Origin of the sequence: Mycobacterium sp. TKK-01-0059 (genome assembly GCF_000709305.1) — a bacterium.
In the GTDB taxonomy this organism is placed as follows: domain Bacteria; phylum Actinomycetota; class Actinomycetes; order Mycobacteriales; family Mycobacteriaceae; genus Mycobacterium; species Mycobacterium intracellulare.
The window spans coordinates 419,647-436,570 of record NZ_KL446993.1 but is presented as its reverse complement, the minus strand read 5'-3'; the positions used below and the strand labels follow the sequence as shown (position 1 = coordinate 436,570).

Sequence of the window (16,924 nt, the reverse complement as noted above, 5' to 3'; positions counted from 1 at the left end):
GACTGAACGAGGGCCCACTCGATCACCTCTGAAGAATCCGTTTTGCACATCGTGTCCTGCCGCGGCCCCGGCCTCGGAGCCCATACGGATAGTAGACGGTCATGTACTCAACGGACAGAGTCAAGGCAGTTTCTGCAGCCGGCGCTTCAGACTCGCGCTGCGGCGCAGCTGAATGGCCAGGTTCGTCGAGGTCAGCATGGGGATCACGCCGAGGAACGTCCGCTCGGAAGGCGTCGCTCCATGCAGGTGGTACAGGCTGCCGAAGACGAAAAAACAGCTCAACATGAACAGGGCGCCGGGGATGCACAGGGCCATCACCGACCGACGATCGGCGACGACCTGCCTGGCGTAGTCCACCTCGTCCTGCGACATCGGTTCGCGTTTGCGCACCTTGTGCAAAACCGCTTTAGCGCTGCCGATTTCCTCGCTGATCGGTACGGTCGGCCGGCGCTCCAGGCGATTGACGTAGAAGCCGGCGACGGCCGCCAATAGCACTGCCAGCGCGAGGCTGATCGCGGTCAGAAGGCCATACAGACTCGCACTCATTCTCAGTCCCTGCTCTCCGCCGACGCACGAGGCGAAACTTTCCCGGGAACGCTACCCCAATCGTCGCGGCGCGACGTCAGGGCTTTCCGGAGTCCCGGTCCTTGAGCACGTCGCGGATGACCAGCCCCAGCAGGAACAGCAGGGCGAGCGGAACGAGCAGCTTGAACACGGTCGACGCGTGGCTGTACAGCAAGCCGTAGGCGATCGCTCCGATCAGCACCATGGCGAGCAGGATGCCGCGATTGATTTTGTCCGTACTCATCGGGAAGACCTCACTTGTCGATTGGCTTGCGGTGCTTGCGATTTCGGCGCACGACGATCCAGAGCAGTGCGCCCATCGCCAGGGCGATGCCGGAAATGACCAGCGTCACCTTCAGCCAGGCCCATTCGTCGTGCTTCTCGTGGGCGACCGAAGAGGTGGCCACCGGCGCGTTGGCGGGGACGTTGACGCCGGCCAGCCTGCTGACGAACGCACTGGTGGTCGCGTACGGGTCGGGTCCGTGCTCGGTGGCCGACTGATTCATCAATTCATCGACGCGGTCCGCAATGACTTTGGGCACCTTGTAGGCACGGACGTGGTAGCCGTGCGAGTCGATGACGACGATGACGCCGCTGAACTTCGGCTCCCGCGCCGACATCGCGCCGTGGATGGCATCCGCCGTGGTCACACCGCTGTTGCCGGGCGCCACCGCCGCCACCCAGACCGGTGGCTGGGCGCTCCACGTCCACGGACCGGCGAGGATCTGCCGATTCAGTTCGCCGACATTGCGCAGCGGCGGCCTGGCCCCGGGGTCGGTCACCACATGCGTCTCGGCGTTGAAGTGGGCCACCAGCTCGTCGGTGTAGGCGTCGGCCGAGGCGCGCGGAGCGAGCAGCAATGCCAGCGCCATGGTCAACGCAACGAGGGCGAGGCCACGGAATCGAAAGGTCACTTTTCTCCTGCCACGAGTCGTTGCGTCGATCCTGGCTGTTGCCCTCAGTGGGCGCCACTCAAATTGAGCGTGACGACACCCCCGATGATCAGGCCGACGCCGACGACCTTGGTCAACGATATCGACGAGCCCAGGAACAGCACGGCGATCAACACGATGAGGGCCGTGCCGATGGCCGACCACAACGCGTAGGCGACGTCGGTCTGCATGCCGCGCGAAATCGAGACCGCCAGCAGCGCGAACGAGATGGCGTAACCGATCAGGCAAACCACGGTCGGCCAGAGTCGGGAGAAACCTTCGGTGCTCTTGAGCAGGCTGGTCGCCACCACTTCCGCGAAGATCGCGCCGAGCAGGTACAGGTAGGTCAACATGCCCGACAACGCTAGCCGCGGGTATGGCGAACCTGACACACTGATCACCCTGGCGCGGCGTCCGTTCGGAAAGGAGTTGCGTGCGATGGCGTTTCCCGCTCACGTGTTGAGCCTCGACGTCAGCGGCGCGATCGGCGAGCGGGCATCGCTGGCGGCGACCTATTACCCGGCGCGCGCGGGCAACGCCGCGGCCGCCGTCCTCGTCTGCCTGCCGGGCGGCACCTACAGCCGCGAGTACTGGGATCTCGAGATTCCCGGCCACGACGGGTACAGCTTCGCCGAATTCGCCACCGGCGACGGCTACGCGGTCGTGACGATCGATCCGTTGGGCACCGGCGAAAGCTCGCAACCGGCCCGCGACTTCGACTTCGCCGACATCGCCGCCACGCTGGCCTGCGCCGTGGCGGCTCTGCCGGACACGATCGGCGTCCACGCGCCGCCGGTGGCCGTGGCGCATTCGCTGGGCGGGTACCTTGCCCTCACCCAGCAAGCGCTGTTCCCCAGTTACTGCGGCATGGCGCTCCTCGGGTGCACCAATCAGCACGTCGCGCCGCTGAACCTCGATGCCGCGCTCATCGCTCGCGCCGGATCCCCGCAGGGGCGCGCCGAGCTCGCCCAGGAAATCCTTTCGGCCTTGCCGCAGCCGTATTTCGAGGGCCCCCGCGAGCATCTGCAGAGCTGGTTTCACCTCGCCGACGTTCCCGCGGCCGTCGTCGCCGCCGACTCCGTCACCGCCAAGTCGGTGGTGCCGCGGGTGTTCGGCACGGCGATGATCCCCGGCATCGTGGCCGATCATGCGGCGCGCATCGACGTCCCGGTGCTGGTCGGTTTCGGCGCCGTCGACGTCTCACCGGATCCCCGCGCCGAGGCGGCGCTATACCGGAGTTGCCCCGACATCACAACGGTGGTGTTGGCGGACAGCGCGCACTGCCACAACATGGCGTCGAGCCGGCACCGGCTGTGGCGGCGACTGCTGGACTGGACCGCGACCGTAACGTGTGGATCGTGACGAAGGGTCTCGACCGCCGCCTGGCCCGCCATGCCCCGGCCGTGTTGTCCGCGTTTCGCCTCGTCTACGGCCTGCTCTTCGCCGCGTACGGGTCGAGGAGCCTGTTCGATTGGCCCGTACGCTCGCCGGTTGTCGTCGAGTTCGGATCCTGGCCCGGCTGGTATGCCGGCCTGATCGAGATCGTCGCCGGCCTGCTCGTCGCCGCCGGGTTGTTCACGCGCACCGCCGCATTCATCGCGTCGGGCGAGATGGCGGTCGCCTACTTCTGGATCCATCAGCCTATGGCCCTCTGGCCCGTCGCCGACCCGCCCGGGGGCAACGGCGGCGCGCTGTCCATCCTCTTCTGCTTCGCGTTCTTCCTGCTGGTCTTCATCGGCGGCGGCCCCTACTCGCTCGACGCGGCGCGCGGCAGGAGGCTTCCCCTCAACCGGCGATAATGGCATTCTCTGATGCGGAGAAGCCATTTCCGATGACGGCGGTTCCGGAGGAGGACGACCAATGAGCGTGCAGCGGTGCGACGGGATGGTGGCTCTCGTCACCGGGAGCAGCCGCGGCCTGGGCAAGGCGATTGCCGCGCGCCTGGCCGAGAGCGGAGCCACCGTGGCGCTGACCGCCCGCACGATGGAGCCCGACCCCAAATACCAAGGCTCGCTGAGCCAGACGCGCGACGAGATCGTCGCCGCCGGCGGGAAAGCCATTGCGGTCCAAGCGGATCTGTCCCAAGCCGAAGACCGCGAACGGCTCTTCGCCGAGGTAACCGGCGCCGTCGGCGCACCGGACATCCTGGTGAACAACGCCGCCGTCACCTTCCTGCGGCCCCTGGACGGGTTCCCCGAGCGGCGCGCCCGGCTGATGATGGAAATGCACGTCCTCGGCCCGCTGCACCTGTGCCAGCTGGCGATCCCCGCAATGCGCGAGCGCGGGCGCGGCTGGATCCTGAACCTCACCTCGGTGGGCGGCGACCTGCCACCCGGCCCGCCCTTCTCCGAGTTCGACCGGACCGCGGGCTTCGGCATCTACGGGACGGTCAAGGCCGCGCTCAATCGGTTGACGAAAAGCCTTGCGGCAGAACTGTACGACGACGGCATCGCCGTGAACGCCGCCGCACCGTCCAACCCCGTCGCCACGCCCGGCGCCGGCACCCTCGACCTGGCCAAGACCGACACCGAAGACATCGCCCTGATCACCGAAACCGCGTTCCGGTTGTGCACGGGCGATCCCAAGTCGTTGACCGGGCGCATCGCCCACACCCAGCCGTTCCTCGCCGAGGTCGGCTGGACGAGAACCGGCACGCTGGCTGAATGAGCAGAGCCGAGCTCGACCTGGGCGAACTGCGCGCGCGCCTCGCCGCTGCGGGGGTCACGGACGTCGCTCCACTGTCCGGGGGCGCCTCCAGCCTGACCTTCGGGGGTGATCTGGGTGGCCGGCGTGTGGTGATCAAGGTCGCCCCACCGGGCGTCGAACCGGTCGCTCATCGCGACGTGCTGCGCCAGGCGCGTATCCTCAAAGCCCTTGCCGCGACCAGTGTTCCGGTTCCCGATGTGCTGCGGGAGGACCCGGGACATCCCCCGGACGCACCGCCGCTGTATGTCATGTCCCGGGTCGACGGCGACTGTGTCGAACCGCTCTTCGACGGATGCGCGCCCTTTGCGGACGTGACCGACCGGTACCGGAACGCGTGCCGGGCCATGGCCGCGCTGCACCGGCTTTCGCCGACGGAGCTCGGGCTGGGCGATGAACCCGTCGTCGACCCGGTCGCCGAAGTCCACCGCTGGTCCGACACGCTGAACACCGTCGATCCGGCGCTGGCGCCCGGCTGGCCGAACGTCCGCGACGCCCTATTGGCCTGCGCGCCAAGCGCGATGGCGCCGGGCGTGGTGCACGGTGACTTTCGGCTGGGCAACCTGCTCGCCTCCGGGGCGCGGATCAACGCGGTGATCGATTGGGAGATCTGGTCGATCGGCGATCCGCGCATCGATGTGGGCTGGTTCCTGATCAACTGCGACCCGGACACCTACCGCAGAATTCGGGCCCCGGACCGGATGGCACCGCCGACCACCGAACTCGCCGAGCTCTATCGGTGCGAGTTGGGTTGCGAGGCAACCGATTTGGGCTGGTTCACCGCGTTGGCGTGCTACAAATCGGTGGCGACGTGGTCGCTGATCGTCAAGCACAACCGCCGAAGGCGGTCGCCGCGCGCCGAATTGGAAGCGATGGCAGCCAGTCTGCCGCGGCTACTGGGGCGCGCCCTGTCGATGCTGGCCTGACGGTACTCAGCCGCAGTGGGCCCCGAGATTTTGACAAACCATTCCGACACCGCCGCCGGTGGTCGACAGTTCGTTTTCATCATCGTCGATCGGATTCGTCATTGTCGTCGGGAACTGTATCGGCCATTCGTCGATCGCCGGGATGTCGGGCTGCTGGCCGGCGTCCGGATTCGCAAGGGCCGTCCCGGTGCCACCGGTCAGCGCCGCGAGGACCGTCGAACCCGCGACCAGTAGGCAAGCGCACCTGCGAGAAATCATCGCCACCCTCTCCGTGATCCGCCGGATACTGGAGATTGTCGAAACGCTACTGCCGATTCTACATTGCATAACAGTCACGAACGAACAACAAATGTGGATTGCCGGCCAGCAAATTTCGCGCACCAAATGCGACCCTGCGTACGGTTTCGCCCGTGAGGCCGGTAGCCATCGTCGTCCGTCGTGCCATGGCTATCGCCGCGTGCCTCGCCATGTCGGTGATCGCGGCGCCCTCGGCCGACTCCGAACCCCAGCTCGGTCCCGCCCCGCCCGATGCGGCGCCACCGGCCGGCGCGGCGGTGCCCTCGAATCCCCCCGCGATCCTGAACACCCCCGACGGCTGGACGCTGGGATTGGGCGCCAAGGACGAGATGCAGGTTCCGGTAGCGCCGCTGACCACCGCGATCTCGTCGCGCGAATACATGTCCAGCGGCGTATTCGTCGGCTCGCTCCGCGGACCCGAAGAGGCCCACGGCGTCCTGGAAGTCGGCTACCAGATCGGCTGTGGGATCGACATGAGCACCTCCAACGGTGTGATCATGGAGGGCGGCGCCGGGATCATCCCCGGTGTCAGCCCGACGTTCGACGCCACCGGCACGCTGCCGCCCCTGCTGCCGTTCGTGTCGGCACCCATCAACGGCGTGATGAGCGTGGGACTCAAGCCGGGCCTGGTGATCGTGGTGCCGGTGATCAAGAAGCAGTTCAAGGGCGCGAATCCCTGGGTGATGATCAGCAACTTCCACGTCAAGATCGACGGCTGCGTGGGCCAGTCGTTCATCCGCTCCTATGCGGTGCTGACCCGCCAGACCGACCTCTCCGACGTGGTGCTGTCTTACGTGGGCGTCACGAAAGCGGTTTAGCCGCGGGGGATGCCCGCCAGCTTGTCGGCGAACTTCGCCTCCGCCGCCGCGCGCAGCCGCAGCAAATGCTCGGAGGGAAACAGGTCGGGTGCGGGCTCGCGGTCTTTCAGCAACAGCCGCGCCAGCGTCACCTTGTGCACCTCCGTCGGGCCGTCGGCCAGCCCGAGCACGAACGACTCCACCAGGTACTGCACGAAGGGCATCTCGTGGGTGGTGCCCAGCGACCCGTGCAGCTGAAGCGCCCGCGAGGAGACGTCGTGCAGTACCTTTTGCATCATCGCCTTGACCGCCGAGATGTCGGCCCGCACGGCGTGGTAGTCGTTGAATTGGTCGATCTTCCAAGCGGTTTGCAGGGTCAGCAGCCGGAAGGCCTCGATCTCCATCCATGAGTCGGCGACCATCTGCTGCACGAGTTGTTTGTTGGCCAGGACCTCGCCCTGGGTGTAGCGCGATGCCGCCCGCTCGCAGATCATGTCGAAGATCCGGCGGACCAGCCCCACCGTGCGCATCGCGTGGTGAATGCGCCCACCGCCCAGCCGGGTCTGCGCGACGACGAACGCCCCGCCGCGCGGCCCCAGCATGTGATCGGCCGGCACGCGGACGTTTTCGTAGCGGACATAGCCCTCGCGCCCGCCGCCTGTGGGCTGGTAGCCCAGTCCCACGTCGCGCAGCACGTTGATGCCGGGGGCGTCACCGGGAACGACGAACATCGAGTAGCGCTCGTACGGCGGCGCCTCGGGGTCGGTCATCGCCATCACGATGATGAAGGACGCCATGGAGGCGAACGACGAGAACCACTTCTCCCCGTTGATGACCCAGTGATCGCCGTCTTGCACCGCGGTGGTGCGAAACACCTTCGGGTCGGCGCCGCCCTGCGGCTCGGTCATCGAGAAACAGGAGATGATGCGGTTGTCCAGCAGCGGCTCGAGGTAGCGCGCCTTGAGCTCGGGTGTGCCGTAGTGCGCCAGGATCTCGCTGTTGCCGGAGTCGGGCGCCTGTGAGCCGAAGACGATCGGAGCGCACTCCGAGCGACCGAGAATTTCGTTGAGCAGCGCCAGCTTCACCTGCCCGTAGCCCGGGCCGCCCAGGTGCGGGCCGAGGTGCGTGGCCCACAGCCCGCGCTCCTTGACGATCTCCTGCAGCGGCGGGATCAGCGCCTGGCGCACCGGATCGCCCAGGTCGTGAGACTCCTTGACGATCAGGTCGATCGGCTCACATTCCTCGCGGACGAAGCCTTCGACCCATTCCAGTTGCTCGGCCCATTCCGGGTCGGTGGAAAAGTCCCACGACATTCAGCGTCTCCTCTTGCTCTGTGCCACCACGCCGGAGTCGACGAGTTCGGCGATGGTTTGCGCGTCCAATCCCGCCTCGCGCAGCAGCGCTTGCGTGTGGTCGCCCGGCAGCGCGGGGGCCGACGGCGTAGCCGGTCGCGTGCGGGAGAAGCGCGGCGCCGGGGCGGGCTGGGTGATGCCGTCGAGTTCGACGAACGTCTGCCGCGCGACGTGGTGCGGATGGCGCGGCGCCTCAGTCAGCGAAAGCACCGGTGTGGCACAGCATCCCGGCGTGTCGAGGATGCGTTCCCATTCATCGCGGGGCTTCTCGGCGAAACGGGCGGCCAGGGCGGCGCGGTGCGCGGCCCACGCGGCCGGCGCGTCGTCGTCCTGGGGCACGGTGACGCCGAGGCGATCGCACAGTTCGGCGTAGAACTTCGACTCCATGGCACCGACGGCGATGTGACCACCGTCGGCCGTGGCGTAGACGCCGTAGAAGTGCGCGCCGCCGTCGAGCAGATTGGCTTCCCGTTCGTCGCGCCAGGTGCCGGCCGGCAGCATCCCGAAGTAGGGCGCCAAAAGCGTCGCCACGCCGTCGACCATCGCGACGTCGAGCACTTGACCCACCCCGGACTCGCGCGCCTCGAGGATCGCGCTGAGCAGGCCGACCGCCAAAAGCATTCCGCCGCCGCCGTAGTCGCCGATCAGATTCAGCGGCGGCACCGGTGATTCGGCGGTGCCGATGGCGTGCAACGCGCCCGCGAGGGCCAGGTAGTTGATGTCGTGACCGGCGTGACCGGCCAACGGCCCGTCCTGCCCGTACCCGGTCATGCGGGCGTAGACCAGGCGCGGGTTGCGTCCGGTCAGCGCGTCCGGCCCGATGCCCAGGCGCTCGGCCACCCCCGGGCGGTACACGTCGACGAAGGCGTCGGCGCCGGCGGCCAGCCGGTGCACCAGGTCCCGCCCACGGGGATCCTTGACGTCGGCGGCCAGCGACCGCTGGCCGCGCCGGACCGTGTAGTCGATCGGCAACGGCCCGTCGACCCCCGCGACGGCGTCGATGCGGACGATGTCGGCGCCCAAGTCGCCCAACAACATTCCGCAAAACGGCGCGGGCCCCAGCCCGCCCATCATGACGATGCGGACGCCGCGCAGGGGTCCGGTCATGAAGACCACTTCTTGCGGCGCTGCGCCGCCTCGTCCGTCGCGTGCGTGATCACCTGGTTGCGGTTCTCCAGTTCCAGCGCCGACTCGAAGCTCGCGGCGTCGGTGTTGACCTGCAGGGCGCGCTTGGTCAGTTGCGCTCCGAGCGGGGCATGCCCCGCGATCAACGTGGCCAACTCCACCGCGCGGCCGGCCAACCCATCCGCCGCGACGACTTCGCTGACCAGCCCGCGCCGATCGGCTTCGGTCGCCGACACCGTGCGGCCGGTGAGCATCCAATCGGCGGCCACGCTGGTGCCGACGATGCGCGGCAGGTGATAGCTCATGCCCATCTCGGCGCCCGAGAGCCCCAGCAGGATGGCGGCGTTGCCGAAAGTGGCGGCGGCCGAGCAGATTCGGATGTCCGCGGCCAGGCACAGCGCGAGGCCCGCGCCGACACAGGGGCCGTTGACGGCGGCGATGACGGGCTGCGGCAGGGCGCGCACCGCTTCGGCGAGGGCGGCCATCCTCTCCTGGAAGCGCATCCGCTCCAGCGCCGGCGCGCTGGCCTCGAGCATCGACGGCCCGAAGTCGCGCACGTCGATGCCCGCGCAAAACCCGCGTCCGGCGCCGGTCAGCACCACGGCGCGCACCGTGGCGTCGACGGCCAAATCGCCGAGCAGGTCGCGCAATTCGGTTTGCATCGCCTCGTTGATGGCGTTGAGCCGCTGCGGGCGATTCAGACGCAGGACGGCGACACCCTCACCGGGCCGGTCGAGCTCCAGCGTGGTCGGCACCCTCACACCCGCTCGATGATCGTCGCCGTGCCCATCCCGCCGCCCGTGCACATGGTCACCAGTCCCGTTGTCAGGTCGCGACGTTCGAGTTCGTCGAGAACGGTGCCGATCAGCATGGCGCCGGTGGCGCCGATCGGGTGCCCGAGCGCGATCGCGCCGCCGTTGACGTTGACCACGTCGGGATCGATGTCGAGATCGCGCATCGTCTTGAGCGGGACCGCGGCGAAGGCCTCGTTGATCTCCCACAGATCGATGTCGGCCACCGTCATGCCGGCGCGTTCCAGGCACCGCTGCGCCGCGGGGCCGGGCGCGGTGAGCATGATGATCGGTTCGCTGCCGATGGCCGCGGTCGCCCGGATCTGCGCCCGCGGGGTCACGCGGTGGGTGTGCATCCAGTTGGAGGAGGCGAGTAGCACGGCGGCGGCGCCGTCGACCACGCCGGACGAATTGCCCGCGTGGTGCACGTGATCGATGCGGTCGACGCCGGGATAGCGCTCGAGGCAAATCTCGTCGAACGTGCGTTGGTCGCCGTCGGCGCGGGCGGCCCCCATCGCCTCGAACGCCGGTTTGAGGCGTGACAGCGTCTCGGCGGTGGTGCCCGGGCGCGGATGCTCGTCGCATTCCACGCGGCCCTCCGGTGTGGCCACGTCGACCAGGGAACGATCGAAGCGCCGCTCCTCGATGGCCACGGCGGCGCGGCTCTGGCTCTGCGCGGCGTAGGCGTCGACGACCTCGCGGCCGAATCCCTCCAGGGTCGCGATCAGATCGGCCGAAATGCCTTGTGGCACAGTCGGGTACACCGTTCGAAGATCGGGGTTGTTGCCGTCGATCGTCGGGACCCCGGCCGTTACCCCCCACCGCGACATCGACTCGACGCCGCCGGCGATCACCAAATCCTCACTGCCGGCGGCGATGCCCGCCGCCGCAACGGTGACGGCCTGCTGGCCCGAGCCGCAGAACCGGCTCAACGTCATCCCCGGCACGGTCTCCGGCCAGCCCGCCAACAGAACGGACATTCGGGCGATGTCGTCGCCGTGGTCCCCGCTGAGGATGCCGTTGCCGGCGATCACGTCATCGACGTCGACCGGATCGAAGTCGGTCCGCTCGGCCAGCGCGGTGAGGCAGCGCGCGAGCAGGCCCTGCGGGTGCACCGCGTGCAGTCCGCCGTCGGGGCGGCCTCGCCCGCGCGGCGTGCGTACCGCGTCGAGAATCCAGGCGTCGATGGCGGACTCCGATCGTCGTGGTGGGCTCAGGTCACCAGCGATCGTAAATCGTCTCTCGGCCGCGGAGAACCACCTTCTCCGAATTGGCGAAGCGATTCTCGCGGGACGCGGGGCCGTGCGGGCGGTGCGTGCGGGGGCCAGCGCCGCGTGTGGCGCCGGTGGGCCGCTGAGGGGGCCCCAGTCACATCTGCCACACCGGCCCCCGGCCGGGGGCGCAAGCTGTTTGCCCGCCTCCTAGCGACAACGTCGTGCGGGGGCCCGGCGCGGTGCCGTCGTGCGGGGGCCCCGGCGCGGTGCCGTCGTGCGGGGGCCCCGGCGCGGTGCCGTCGTGCGGGAGCCCGGCGAGGTGCCGTTGTCGCTGGGAGGTGGGCATTCGCCACTGCCCTTCCGGGACGCGACCAATGGGGCCGATGTTGCGTGCCGCGCGATTGGGCGCAAACACGCTGCGCCGCAGCCCCGTTCACGCCACCCCCATCGGCCGCGCATAACCAGGCGCTGAGCGGGTAGCCGGGCGCCATGACCAAGATCGGATACTTTCTCACCTGCGAGCAATTCGGCCCCAAGGAGCTCATCGACCAGGCCAAGCGCGCCGAGGACGCCGGCTTCGACGCGCTGTGGATCTCCGACCACTACCACCCCTGGAACGACGAGCAGGGCCAAAGCCCGTTCGTGTGGGGAGTGATCGGTGCCCTCTCGGAGGCGACGTCGCTGCCCGTCAGCACCGCGGTGACCTGCCCGACCATCCGGATCCATCCGGCGGTCATCGCGCAGGCGTCGGCGACAGCGGCGGTGCAACTCGACGGGCGCTTCGTGCTGGGGGTGGGCAGCGGCGAGGCCCTCAACGAGCACATTCTGGGCGACCCATGGCCGTCCGTCGGTGTGCGCCTCGAAATGCTGGAGGAGGCGGTCGAGGTCATCCGCAAGCTGCACCAGGGTGGCGAGGTGAGCCACCACGGAAAGCACTACGAGGTGCAGGAAGCGCGGGTCTACACGCGGCCGGAGCAGCCGGTGCCGATCTACGTGTCCGCGTTCGGTCCCCAGGCCGTGGAGCTGGCCGCCCGCATCGGCGACGGGTACAGCATCGCCATGCCCGACGCCGATCTGGTCAAGCAATTCCGCGAGGCCGGCGGCGGCGACAAACCGGTACAGGCGGGGACCAAGGTCTGCTGGGATCGAGACGCCGAGGCCGCGCTCAAGACGGCGCATCGGTTGTGGGCCAATGAGGAGTTGCCCGGCCAGACCTCCCAGATCCTGCCGCGGCCCAAGGATTTCGCCGCACTCATGTCGCTGGTGCCACCGGAGACGGTCGCCGAGAGCGTCGCCTGCGGCTCGGACCCCGAGAAGCACATCGCGCAGGTGCGCCAGTACATCGACGCCGACATCGACGAGATCTACGTTCAGCAGATCGGTCCCGACATGGACGGTTTCTTCGCGGCGTGGCGCCAAGCCGTGTTGCCCGAGTTGCGCGGCGAAACCCGCTGAACCTCAGCCGAACGGCGGGCCGTCGAACCGATCCCGGGTAATGAACTCCGCGACCGGCCGACGGCGCAGTTTGCTCAGCTGCCGCACCGGTTTGCCGAGCGGCACCACCGCGGCGACCGCGTGCCGATCGGGGATGCCCAGCAGCCCGCGGACGTCACCTTCGGCGGCGATGGCCATCGTCGTGATGGTGCCGCCGTAGCCCTCGCTGCGCGCGGCGAGCAGGATGTTCCAAATCAGCGGATAGACCGACGCCCCGCCGGCGATGCCGACGCGGTCCAGATGTTGATCGAGGGCGGCGACGACGGACAGATCCACCGAAACCACCAGAACCACAGGCGCTTTCGCGATCGGCGCGACGAACGTGTCGGGGATCTCCGTCTCCTCGATGGCCTTCTGCGGCACCGCGCTGGGATGGATTGAATTCCAGGGGTTTTCACCCGCCTGCAGCTGCGCGAAGTACCGGCGCGCGGCGGGTATCCCGAGTTCGGCCAGCCTGCGCCGCACCGCCGCGTCGCGCACCACGGTGACGTGGGCGCCCTGCCGGTTGCCGCCGCTGGGCGCGAAGCGGGCGTTGTCGAAGATGCGCCCCAGCGCCTCGTCGGGCAGCGGATCGTCGGTGAATTCCCTTGCGGCGAACGCCGTTCGCATCACGTCGTAGAGCTGCATGCCGGGGCGGCTCATCAACTCGCCGACGCGCACCGCTCCAGGCGGAAGGTGCGCTCAAACCCGGCCGGGTGCGTCGTCAGGGTCACTTCCACCGCCCCGCTGGGAGCGATGACGTAGCGCTCCTCGACATCGGGGCCGTCCCGCCCCTCCGCCCAGCGGCCGACCGGCTGACGCCCGAGGTCGTCCCGGTCGCGCAGGGCAGGGTCGAACGGAAACAGCACCGGGTCGTACGGCGTGACGTCGCCGTCCGGCCGCCCGTTGACCAGGCGGCTGCACTCCACGAACCGGAAGTGCCCGATGTTGTGCGCCGCCCGATATCTGCGCTTCACCACCAGCGGGGATCGGCCGTCGTCGGGAAGCGAGACGTCCTTGCACACGATCGGGTCGAACACGACCCCGGCGCCGGCCTCCGCCTCCCGGAAGACGCCGAAGTTTCTCGAAAAGCGTTCGGACAGCGCGAAACCCGATTCCTTGTCGAGGAAGACGGCAAGGCCGATGGCCGTGGCGGCGAAGGGGTGCGGCGAGCGCTTGACCCGCTTGTCGCCGAAGGTGCTGCGCAGCATCCGGGACACCAGCGGGAAACCGCCCGCGCCGCCGACGACGTAGATGCCCGCCACCTCCGAGAGGTCCACGTCCTTGCGGCCGCGCGCCGGGTCGCGCAGGACCCGGTCGAGCAGCTCCATCGTGCGGTCGACCAGCGGCGCACACACCGCGTAGACGTCGTCGATGGGGCAGGAGAACGGGGGACGATCGACGGGGGAGAGGTCCACCAGGAAGCGTCGCGTCTGCGGCCCGACCGCCTCCTTGCGGGTGGCGCATTCCTCGGCGAGCAGGTCGCGCGTGGCGGCGTCGACGCCGGGCACGCCGGCGCCGGCCAGCACCAGCTCGACGATCGCCTCGTCGAAGTCGTCACCGCCCAGCCGCTGGATGCCCTCGCTGACGACGACCTCGTTCGCGTGCCCGGTCATCTTCAGCAGCGAGGCGTCGAACGTGCCGCCGCCCAGGTCGTAGATGAGGACGTGTTCGCGTTTGGCGGTGATGGTGGAGCGGTACCGGTGGGCGTATTCCAGGCTGGCCGCCGACGGCTCGTTGAGCAGGGCGACGACCCGGAATCCAGCGGCCACGTAGGCATCCAGCGTGAGGAGGCGCTGGGCGCTCGAGGCGTTGGCCGGCACGCTGATCGCGGCTTCGATCGGTTCGTCGGAGGCCAGGTCGGCGTTGGAGTGACGCTGCAGGTCGGTTTTGAGTTGCGCCAGGAACCCGGTGAGCAGATCGGCCAGGCGGTAGTCACGCCCGGCCAGGTTGACCTGGGTCTGCGGGCCGGCGTCGTTGAGCAGACGCTTGAACGAGCGCAGCACCGACCACCCCGGATCGTGCCGGACGGCCGCGGCGTCGGCGCCGAAGCGCAACTCGCCGGCGGCATTGGCGGCGATAATCGACGGCCACGCGTCGACGCCGTCGAAGGAGACAACGGGATAGTTGCCTCGATCAACGGCCGCGACGACGGTGTGGGTGGTGCCAAAGTCGATGCCGACTCTCATCGCGCAAGTTTAGGACCGCGCCTCGGGCTTGGGCACAACCTTTTCGTTCGGCGCGTCCGGTCGCCTGTAAGAAAGGCCTCGCCTAGTACAGCGCGCGCACGGCGTCGATGGTGTCGGCCTCGGCGGGGCCCTTGTCGTCGCGATACCGCACCACGCGGGCGAACCGCAGCGCCAGCCCGCCGGGGTAGCGCGACGATTTCTGCACGCCGTCCAGGGCCACCTCGACCACCTGCTCGGGTCTTACGTGCACGACGTAGCCGTCCGTCCCGCCGATCGCCAGGTCGGTGAACCGGGCGGTCTGCCAGTCCAGCATCGCGTCGGTCATGCCCTTGAAAGTCTTTCCCACCATGACGAATTCGCCGCTGTCCGGGTCGCGGGCGCCCAGATGGATGTTGGAAAGCTTGCCGCGGCGGCGCCCCGACCCCCATTCCACGGCCAGCACCACCAGGTCCAGGGTGTGCACCGGCTTGACCTTCAGCCAGCCCGCCCCGCGGCGGCCGGCCTGATACGGCGCGTCCGGCGCCTTGGCCATCACACCCTCGTGGCCGGCGGCCAGCGTCGCGTCCAGGAAGGCGCCGGCCTCCGCGGGGTCGGAGGTGAGCAGCCGATCGACCCGCAGCGCGGGCGGCACCAACGCGTCCAGGGCGGCCAGCCGGTCGGTGGTCGGCGCGTCGAGCAGGTCGACGCCGTCGCGGTGCAGGATGTCGAAGAAGAACACCGAAAGTGGTTGCGCGGCAAGGGCCGCGGCGACATCGACCGAGCGGCCGAACCGGGAGGCGGTGACCTGGAAGCGCTGCGGCCGGTTGTCGGGCCGCAGCGCGATCGCCTCGCCGTCGGCGATCAGGTCGTTCACCGGCAGCGCCAGCGTCGACTCCACCACCTCGGGCACCCGCGCGGTGACATCGTCGAGGCTTCGGGTGTAGACGGTGACCTGGTCGCCGGAGCGGTGGATCTGCACTCGCGCCCCGTCCAGCTTGGCCTCGAAAATCGCCCGCCCGCCGTGGCGTTCGATCGCGTCGGCCACACTGGGCGCCGTCTGCGCCAGCATCGGGCCGACCGGGCGGCCGACCCGCAGGGTGAAGGCCTGCAGGGCGGCGGGTTCGCCGGACAGGGCCGCCGCCGCGACCGCGGGCAGGTCCCCGCCCAGCATCGCGGCCCGCTGCACCGCGGCCGCCGGGATCCCGGCGGCCTTGGCCACCGCGTCGGCCATGATTCCGGCCAGCGCGCCCTGGCGCAGTTCGCCGCCGAGCAGTCGCAGCAGGAACGTCTGCTCGGCTTGGGTGGCGGCGGCGAACAGGGTGGCAAGGAGCGCGGCGCGGCGCGCCTGTGCGCCTTTGCCGGACACGGCGCCGATCTCGGAGAAGGTGGCGTCGACGGCGCTCACGGTCAGCGTGGCGCGGGAGGCCGGCGGCGGGCGCGAGCGCAACGCCGCCCAGCCGACCCCGATCTGGCGCTGCCGCAACTCGCCGGACAGCCAGGACACGACGATCATGACGAGGGCGGGATCGGGTGCGGCCCGCGCCAGTAGGTCGGCGATGTGGGCGACTTTTCTCAGCCGCGACGACGTGCTTCCGACGTCGGTGGACGCCGTTGCCACGTCGAGGAGGAGCACGGTTGCCAGCTTGGCATGGCTCGGTGACAAGCGTCCGGAGCGGACACGCTAGCGTGCCTACGTAACGTTACAGATTGCTTCGATTCTGACAAGCAACAAATGGGAGGTCCGGATGGAGATCAAAGGAAAGAAGGTCGTCGTCATCGGCGGCGCGTCGGGGATGGGTCGGGCCAGCGCCGAGCTGCTGCACGATCGCGGCGCGGACGTCGCGGTGCTCGACCGCGAAGGCTCCGACGGTAAGACGGTGGCCGAAGGCATCGGCGGTACCTTCTATCCCGTCGACGTCACCGACTTCACCGGCACCGAGGAGACGCTGCAGGCCGCGGTCGACAAGCTCGGCGGGCTGCACGTCGTGATCACCACCGCGGGTGGCGGGATCGCCAAGCGGACCCTGACCAAGTCCGGGCCGCACGACCTCGAATCCTTCCAGTCGGTGATCGACCTCAACCTCATCGCCACCTTCAACATCAGCCGGCTGGCCGCCGCGCACATGGCTAAGAACGAGCCCGAAGACCCCGACACCGGCGAGCGCGGCGTCATCATCAACACCGCGTCGATCGCGGCCTTCGAGGGCCAGATCGGGCAGGTCGCCTACACCGCCGCCAAGGCGGGCATCGCCGGTATGTGCCTGACCATGGCACGTGACCTGGGCTCGGTGGGCATCAGGGTGCTGGGGATCGCGCCGAGCCTCTTCGCGACGGGCCTGACCCAGGGCATTCCCGACGAATTCGCGGCGGCCCTGACCAAAGACGCGGCCTTCCCCAAGCGGCTGGGCCGTCCCGAGGAGTACGCCAAGCTGGTGGCCGCCATCGTGGACAACCCGATGCTCAACGGCCAATGCCTGCGCCTGGACGCCGGGCAGCGGTTCGCGCCCAAGTAGGCGCCGCCCGTTGGGGCCCTCCCCGCATTAAGTACACTCTTTAGCCAGCCGCCCCGCTTCCCCTCGAAG

The 16,924-nt window shown here is 69.0% G+C and carries 19 protein-coding genes; 7 read left to right on the top strand and 12 right to left on the bottom strand.

Going from position 1 to position 16,924, the window contains the following annotated elements; all coding sequences use genetic code 11:
* Positions 1-120: 120 nt before the first annotated feature.
* The 4 genes from K883_RS02255 to K883_RS02240 all read right to left on the bottom strand — a co-directional run bounded on the left by K883_RS02255 (position 121) and on the right by K883_RS02240 (position 1,846).
* Entirely contained in the window at positions 121-546 is a 426-nt protein-coding gene (locus K883_RS02255; RefSeq protein WP_036453616.1) for a hypothetical protein, read from the bottom strand.
* 76 nt (positions 547-622) lie between these two features.
* A complete protein-coding gene (locus K883_RS02250; protein ID WP_008259242.1) occupies positions 623-808 on the bottom strand; it encodes a hypothetical protein in 186 nt (61 codons plus the stop codon).
* Between the two features lie 10 nt (positions 809-818).
* Complete coding sequence (locus K883_RS02245; RefSeq protein WP_036453614.1) at positions 819-1,478, bottom strand: hypothetical protein; 660 nt, start codon at positions 1,476-1,478, stop codon at positions 819-821.
* A gap of 44 nt (positions 1,479-1,522) precedes the next feature.
* Complete coding sequence (locus K883_RS02240) at positions 1,523-1,846, bottom strand: DMT family transporter (protein ID WP_036455246.1); 324 nt, start codon at positions 1,844-1,846, stop codon at positions 1,523-1,525.
* A 1-nt stretch (position 1,847) separates the two neighbouring features.
* On the opposite strand from K883_RS02240, the gene K883_RS02235 reads away from it, so the two are divergent.
* The 4 genes from K883_RS02235 (at position 1,848) to K883_RS02220 (ending at position 5,125) form a co-directional block, all read left to right on the top strand.
* On the top strand, positions 1,848-2,858 hold the full coding sequence (locus tag K883_RS02235) for an alpha/beta fold hydrolase (protein ID WP_008259238.1): 1,011 nt from the start codon (positions 1,848-1,850) through the stop codon (positions 2,856-2,858).
* Positions 2,855-3,295 carry a DoxX family protein gene (locus tag K883_RS02230; protein ID WP_014712133.1) on the top strand — a complete coding sequence of 147 codons (441 nt, stop codon included), beginning with the start codon at positions 2,855-2,857 and terminating at the stop codon, positions 3,293-3,295. The genes K883_RS02235 and K883_RS02230 overlap by 4 nt, the downstream gene beginning before the upstream one ends.
* 61 nt (positions 3,296-3,356) lie before the next feature.
* Positions 3,357-4,163 (top strand): SDR family NAD(P)-dependent oxidoreductase, encoded by an 807-nt coding sequence (locus tag K883_RS02225; protein ID WP_036453612.1) that lies wholly within the window; start codon positions 3,357-3,359, stop codon positions 4,161-4,163.
* Positions 4,160-5,125 carry a phosphotransferase family protein gene (locus K883_RS02220; protein WP_020823292.1) on the top strand — a complete coding sequence of 322 codons (966 nt, stop codon included), beginning with the start codon at positions 4,160-4,162 and terminating at the stop codon, positions 5,123-5,125. The genes K883_RS02225 and K883_RS02220 overlap by 4 nt, the downstream gene beginning before the upstream one ends.
* 6 nt (positions 5,126-5,131) lie before the next feature.
* On the opposite strand, the gene K883_RS02215 is transcribed toward K883_RS02220, so the two are convergent.
* On the bottom strand, positions 5,132-5,461 hold the full coding sequence (locus tag K883_RS02215; protein WP_225331023.1) for a hypothetical protein: 330 nt from the start codon (positions 5,459-5,461) through the stop codon (positions 5,132-5,134).
* A gap of 107 nt (positions 5,462-5,568) precedes the next feature.
* On the opposite strand from K883_RS02215, the gene K883_RS02210 reads away from it, so the two are divergent.
* Complete coding sequence (locus K883_RS02210; protein WP_036453610.1) at positions 5,569-6,240, top strand: MspA family porin; 672 nt, start codon at positions 5,569-5,571, stop codon at positions 6,238-6,240.
* On the opposite strand, the gene K883_RS02205 is transcribed toward K883_RS02210, so the two are convergent.
* The 4 genes from K883_RS02205 to K883_RS02190 are packed head-to-tail and all read right to left on the bottom strand — an operon-like array spanning position 6,237 to position 10,662.
* Positions 6,237-7,532 (bottom strand): acyl-CoA dehydrogenase family protein, encoded by a 1,296-nt coding sequence (locus tag K883_RS02205; protein WP_020823290.1) that lies wholly within the window; start codon positions 7,530-7,532, stop codon positions 6,237-6,239. The genes K883_RS02210 and K883_RS02205 overlap by 4 nt on opposite strands.
* Positions 7,533-8,678: a CaiB/BaiF CoA transferase family protein gene (locus K883_RS02200; protein WP_020823289.1), complete on the bottom strand. Its 1,146-nt coding sequence runs from the start codon at positions 8,676-8,678 to the stop codon at positions 7,533-7,535. It lies immediately after the preceding gene.
* A complete protein-coding gene (locus K883_RS02195) occupies positions 8,675-9,457 on the bottom strand; it encodes an enoyl-CoA hydratase/isomerase family protein (RefSeq protein ID WP_036453608.1) in 783 nt (260 codons plus the stop codon). The genes K883_RS02200 and K883_RS02195 overlap by 4 nt, the downstream gene beginning before the upstream one ends.
* Complete coding sequence (locus K883_RS02190; protein WP_231504901.1) at positions 9,454-10,662, bottom strand: acetyl-CoA C-acetyltransferase; 1,209 nt, start codon at positions 10,660-10,662, stop codon at positions 9,454-9,456. Before K883_RS02190 ends, K883_RS02195 begins: the two co-directional genes overlap by 4 nt.
* Before the next feature lie 528 nt (positions 10,663-11,190).
* Between K883_RS02190 and K883_RS02185 the strand changes: the two genes are divergently transcribed.
* Positions 11,191-12,156, top strand: a complete 966-nt coding sequence (locus tag K883_RS02185; protein WP_036453606.1) for an LLM class F420-dependent oxidoreductase — start codon at positions 11,191-11,193, stop codon at positions 12,154-12,156.
* Positions 12,157-12,159: 3 nt separating this feature from the next.
* Here the strand turns inward: K883_RS02185 and K883_RS02180 are convergent, their stop codons facing one another.
* The 3 genes from K883_RS02180 to K883_RS02170 all read right to left on the bottom strand — a co-directional run bounded on the left by K883_RS02180 (position 12,160) and on the right by K883_RS02170 (position 15,975).
* Positions 12,160-12,822 carry a nitroreductase family protein gene (locus K883_RS02180; protein WP_179945081.1) on the bottom strand — a complete coding sequence of 221 codons (663 nt, stop codon included), beginning with the start codon at positions 12,820-12,822 and terminating at the stop codon, positions 12,160-12,162.
* A gap of 14 nt (positions 12,823-12,836) precedes the next feature.
* Entirely contained in the window at positions 12,837-14,363 is a 1,527-nt protein-coding gene (locus tag K883_RS02175) for an Hsp70 family protein (protein ID WP_036453604.1), read from the bottom strand.
* A gap of 82 nt (positions 14,364-14,445) precedes the next feature.
* Positions 14,446-15,975 (bottom strand): ATP-dependent DNA ligase, encoded by a 1,530-nt coding sequence (locus K883_RS02170; protein WP_036455245.1) that lies wholly within the window; start codon positions 15,973-15,975, stop codon positions 14,446-14,448.
* 112 nt (positions 15,976-16,087) lie between these two features.
* Here K883_RS02170 and K883_RS02165 point away from each other — a divergent pair, with 112 nt between their 5' ends.
* Complete coding sequence (locus K883_RS02165) at positions 16,088-16,855, top strand: SDR family NAD(P)-dependent oxidoreductase (protein WP_008259206.1); 768 nt, start codon at positions 16,088-16,090, stop codon at positions 16,853-16,855.
* The last annotated feature ends 69 nt before the right edge of the window (positions 16,856-16,924 follow it).

Coding starts and splice junctions, on each gene's coding strand:
- K883_RS02255 (WP_036453616.1), bottom strand. CDS start 546: ATGAGTGCGAGTCTGTATGGCCTTCTGACCGCGATCAGCCTCGCGCTG.
- K883_RS02250 (WP_008259242.1), bottom strand. CDS start 808: ATGAGTACGGACAAAATCAATCGCGGCATCCTGCTCGCCATGGTGCTG.
- K883_RS02235 (WP_008259238.1), top strand. CDS start 1,848: ATGCCCGACAACGCTAGCCGCGGGTATGGCGAACCTGACACACTGATC.
- K883_RS02225 (WP_036453612.1), top strand. CDS start 3,357: ATGAGCGTGCAGCGGTGCGACGGGATGGTGGCTCTCGTCACCGGGAGC.
- K883_RS02220 (WP_020823292.1), top strand. CDS start 4,160: ATGAGCAGAGCCGAGCTCGACCTGGGCGAACTGCGCGCGCGCCTCGCC.
- K883_RS02210 (WP_036453610.1), top strand. CDS start 5,569: ATGGCTATCGCCGCGTGCCTCGCCATGTCGGTGATCGCGGCGCCCTCG.
- K883_RS02205 (WP_020823290.1), bottom strand. CDS start 7,532: ATGTCGTGGGACTTTTCCACCGACCCGGAATGGGCCGAGCAACTGGAA.
- K883_RS02200 (WP_020823289.1), bottom strand. CDS start 8,678: ATGACCGGACCCCTGCGCGGCGTCCGCATCGTCATGATGGGCGGGCTG.
- K883_RS02185 (WP_036453606.1), top strand. CDS start 11,191: ATGACCAAGATCGGATACTTTCTCACCTGCGAGCAATTCGGCCCCAAG.
- K883_RS02180 (WP_179945081.1), bottom strand. CDS start 12,822: ATGCAGCTCTACGACGTGATGCGAACGGCGTTCGCCGCAAGGGAATTC.
- K883_RS02175 (WP_036453604.1), bottom strand. CDS start 14,363: ATGAGAGTCGGCATCGACTTTGGCACCACCCACACCGTCGTCGCGGCC.
- K883_RS02165 (WP_008259206.1), top strand. CDS start 16,088: ATGGAGATCAAAGGAAAGAAGGTCGTCGTCATCGGCGGCGCGTCGGGG.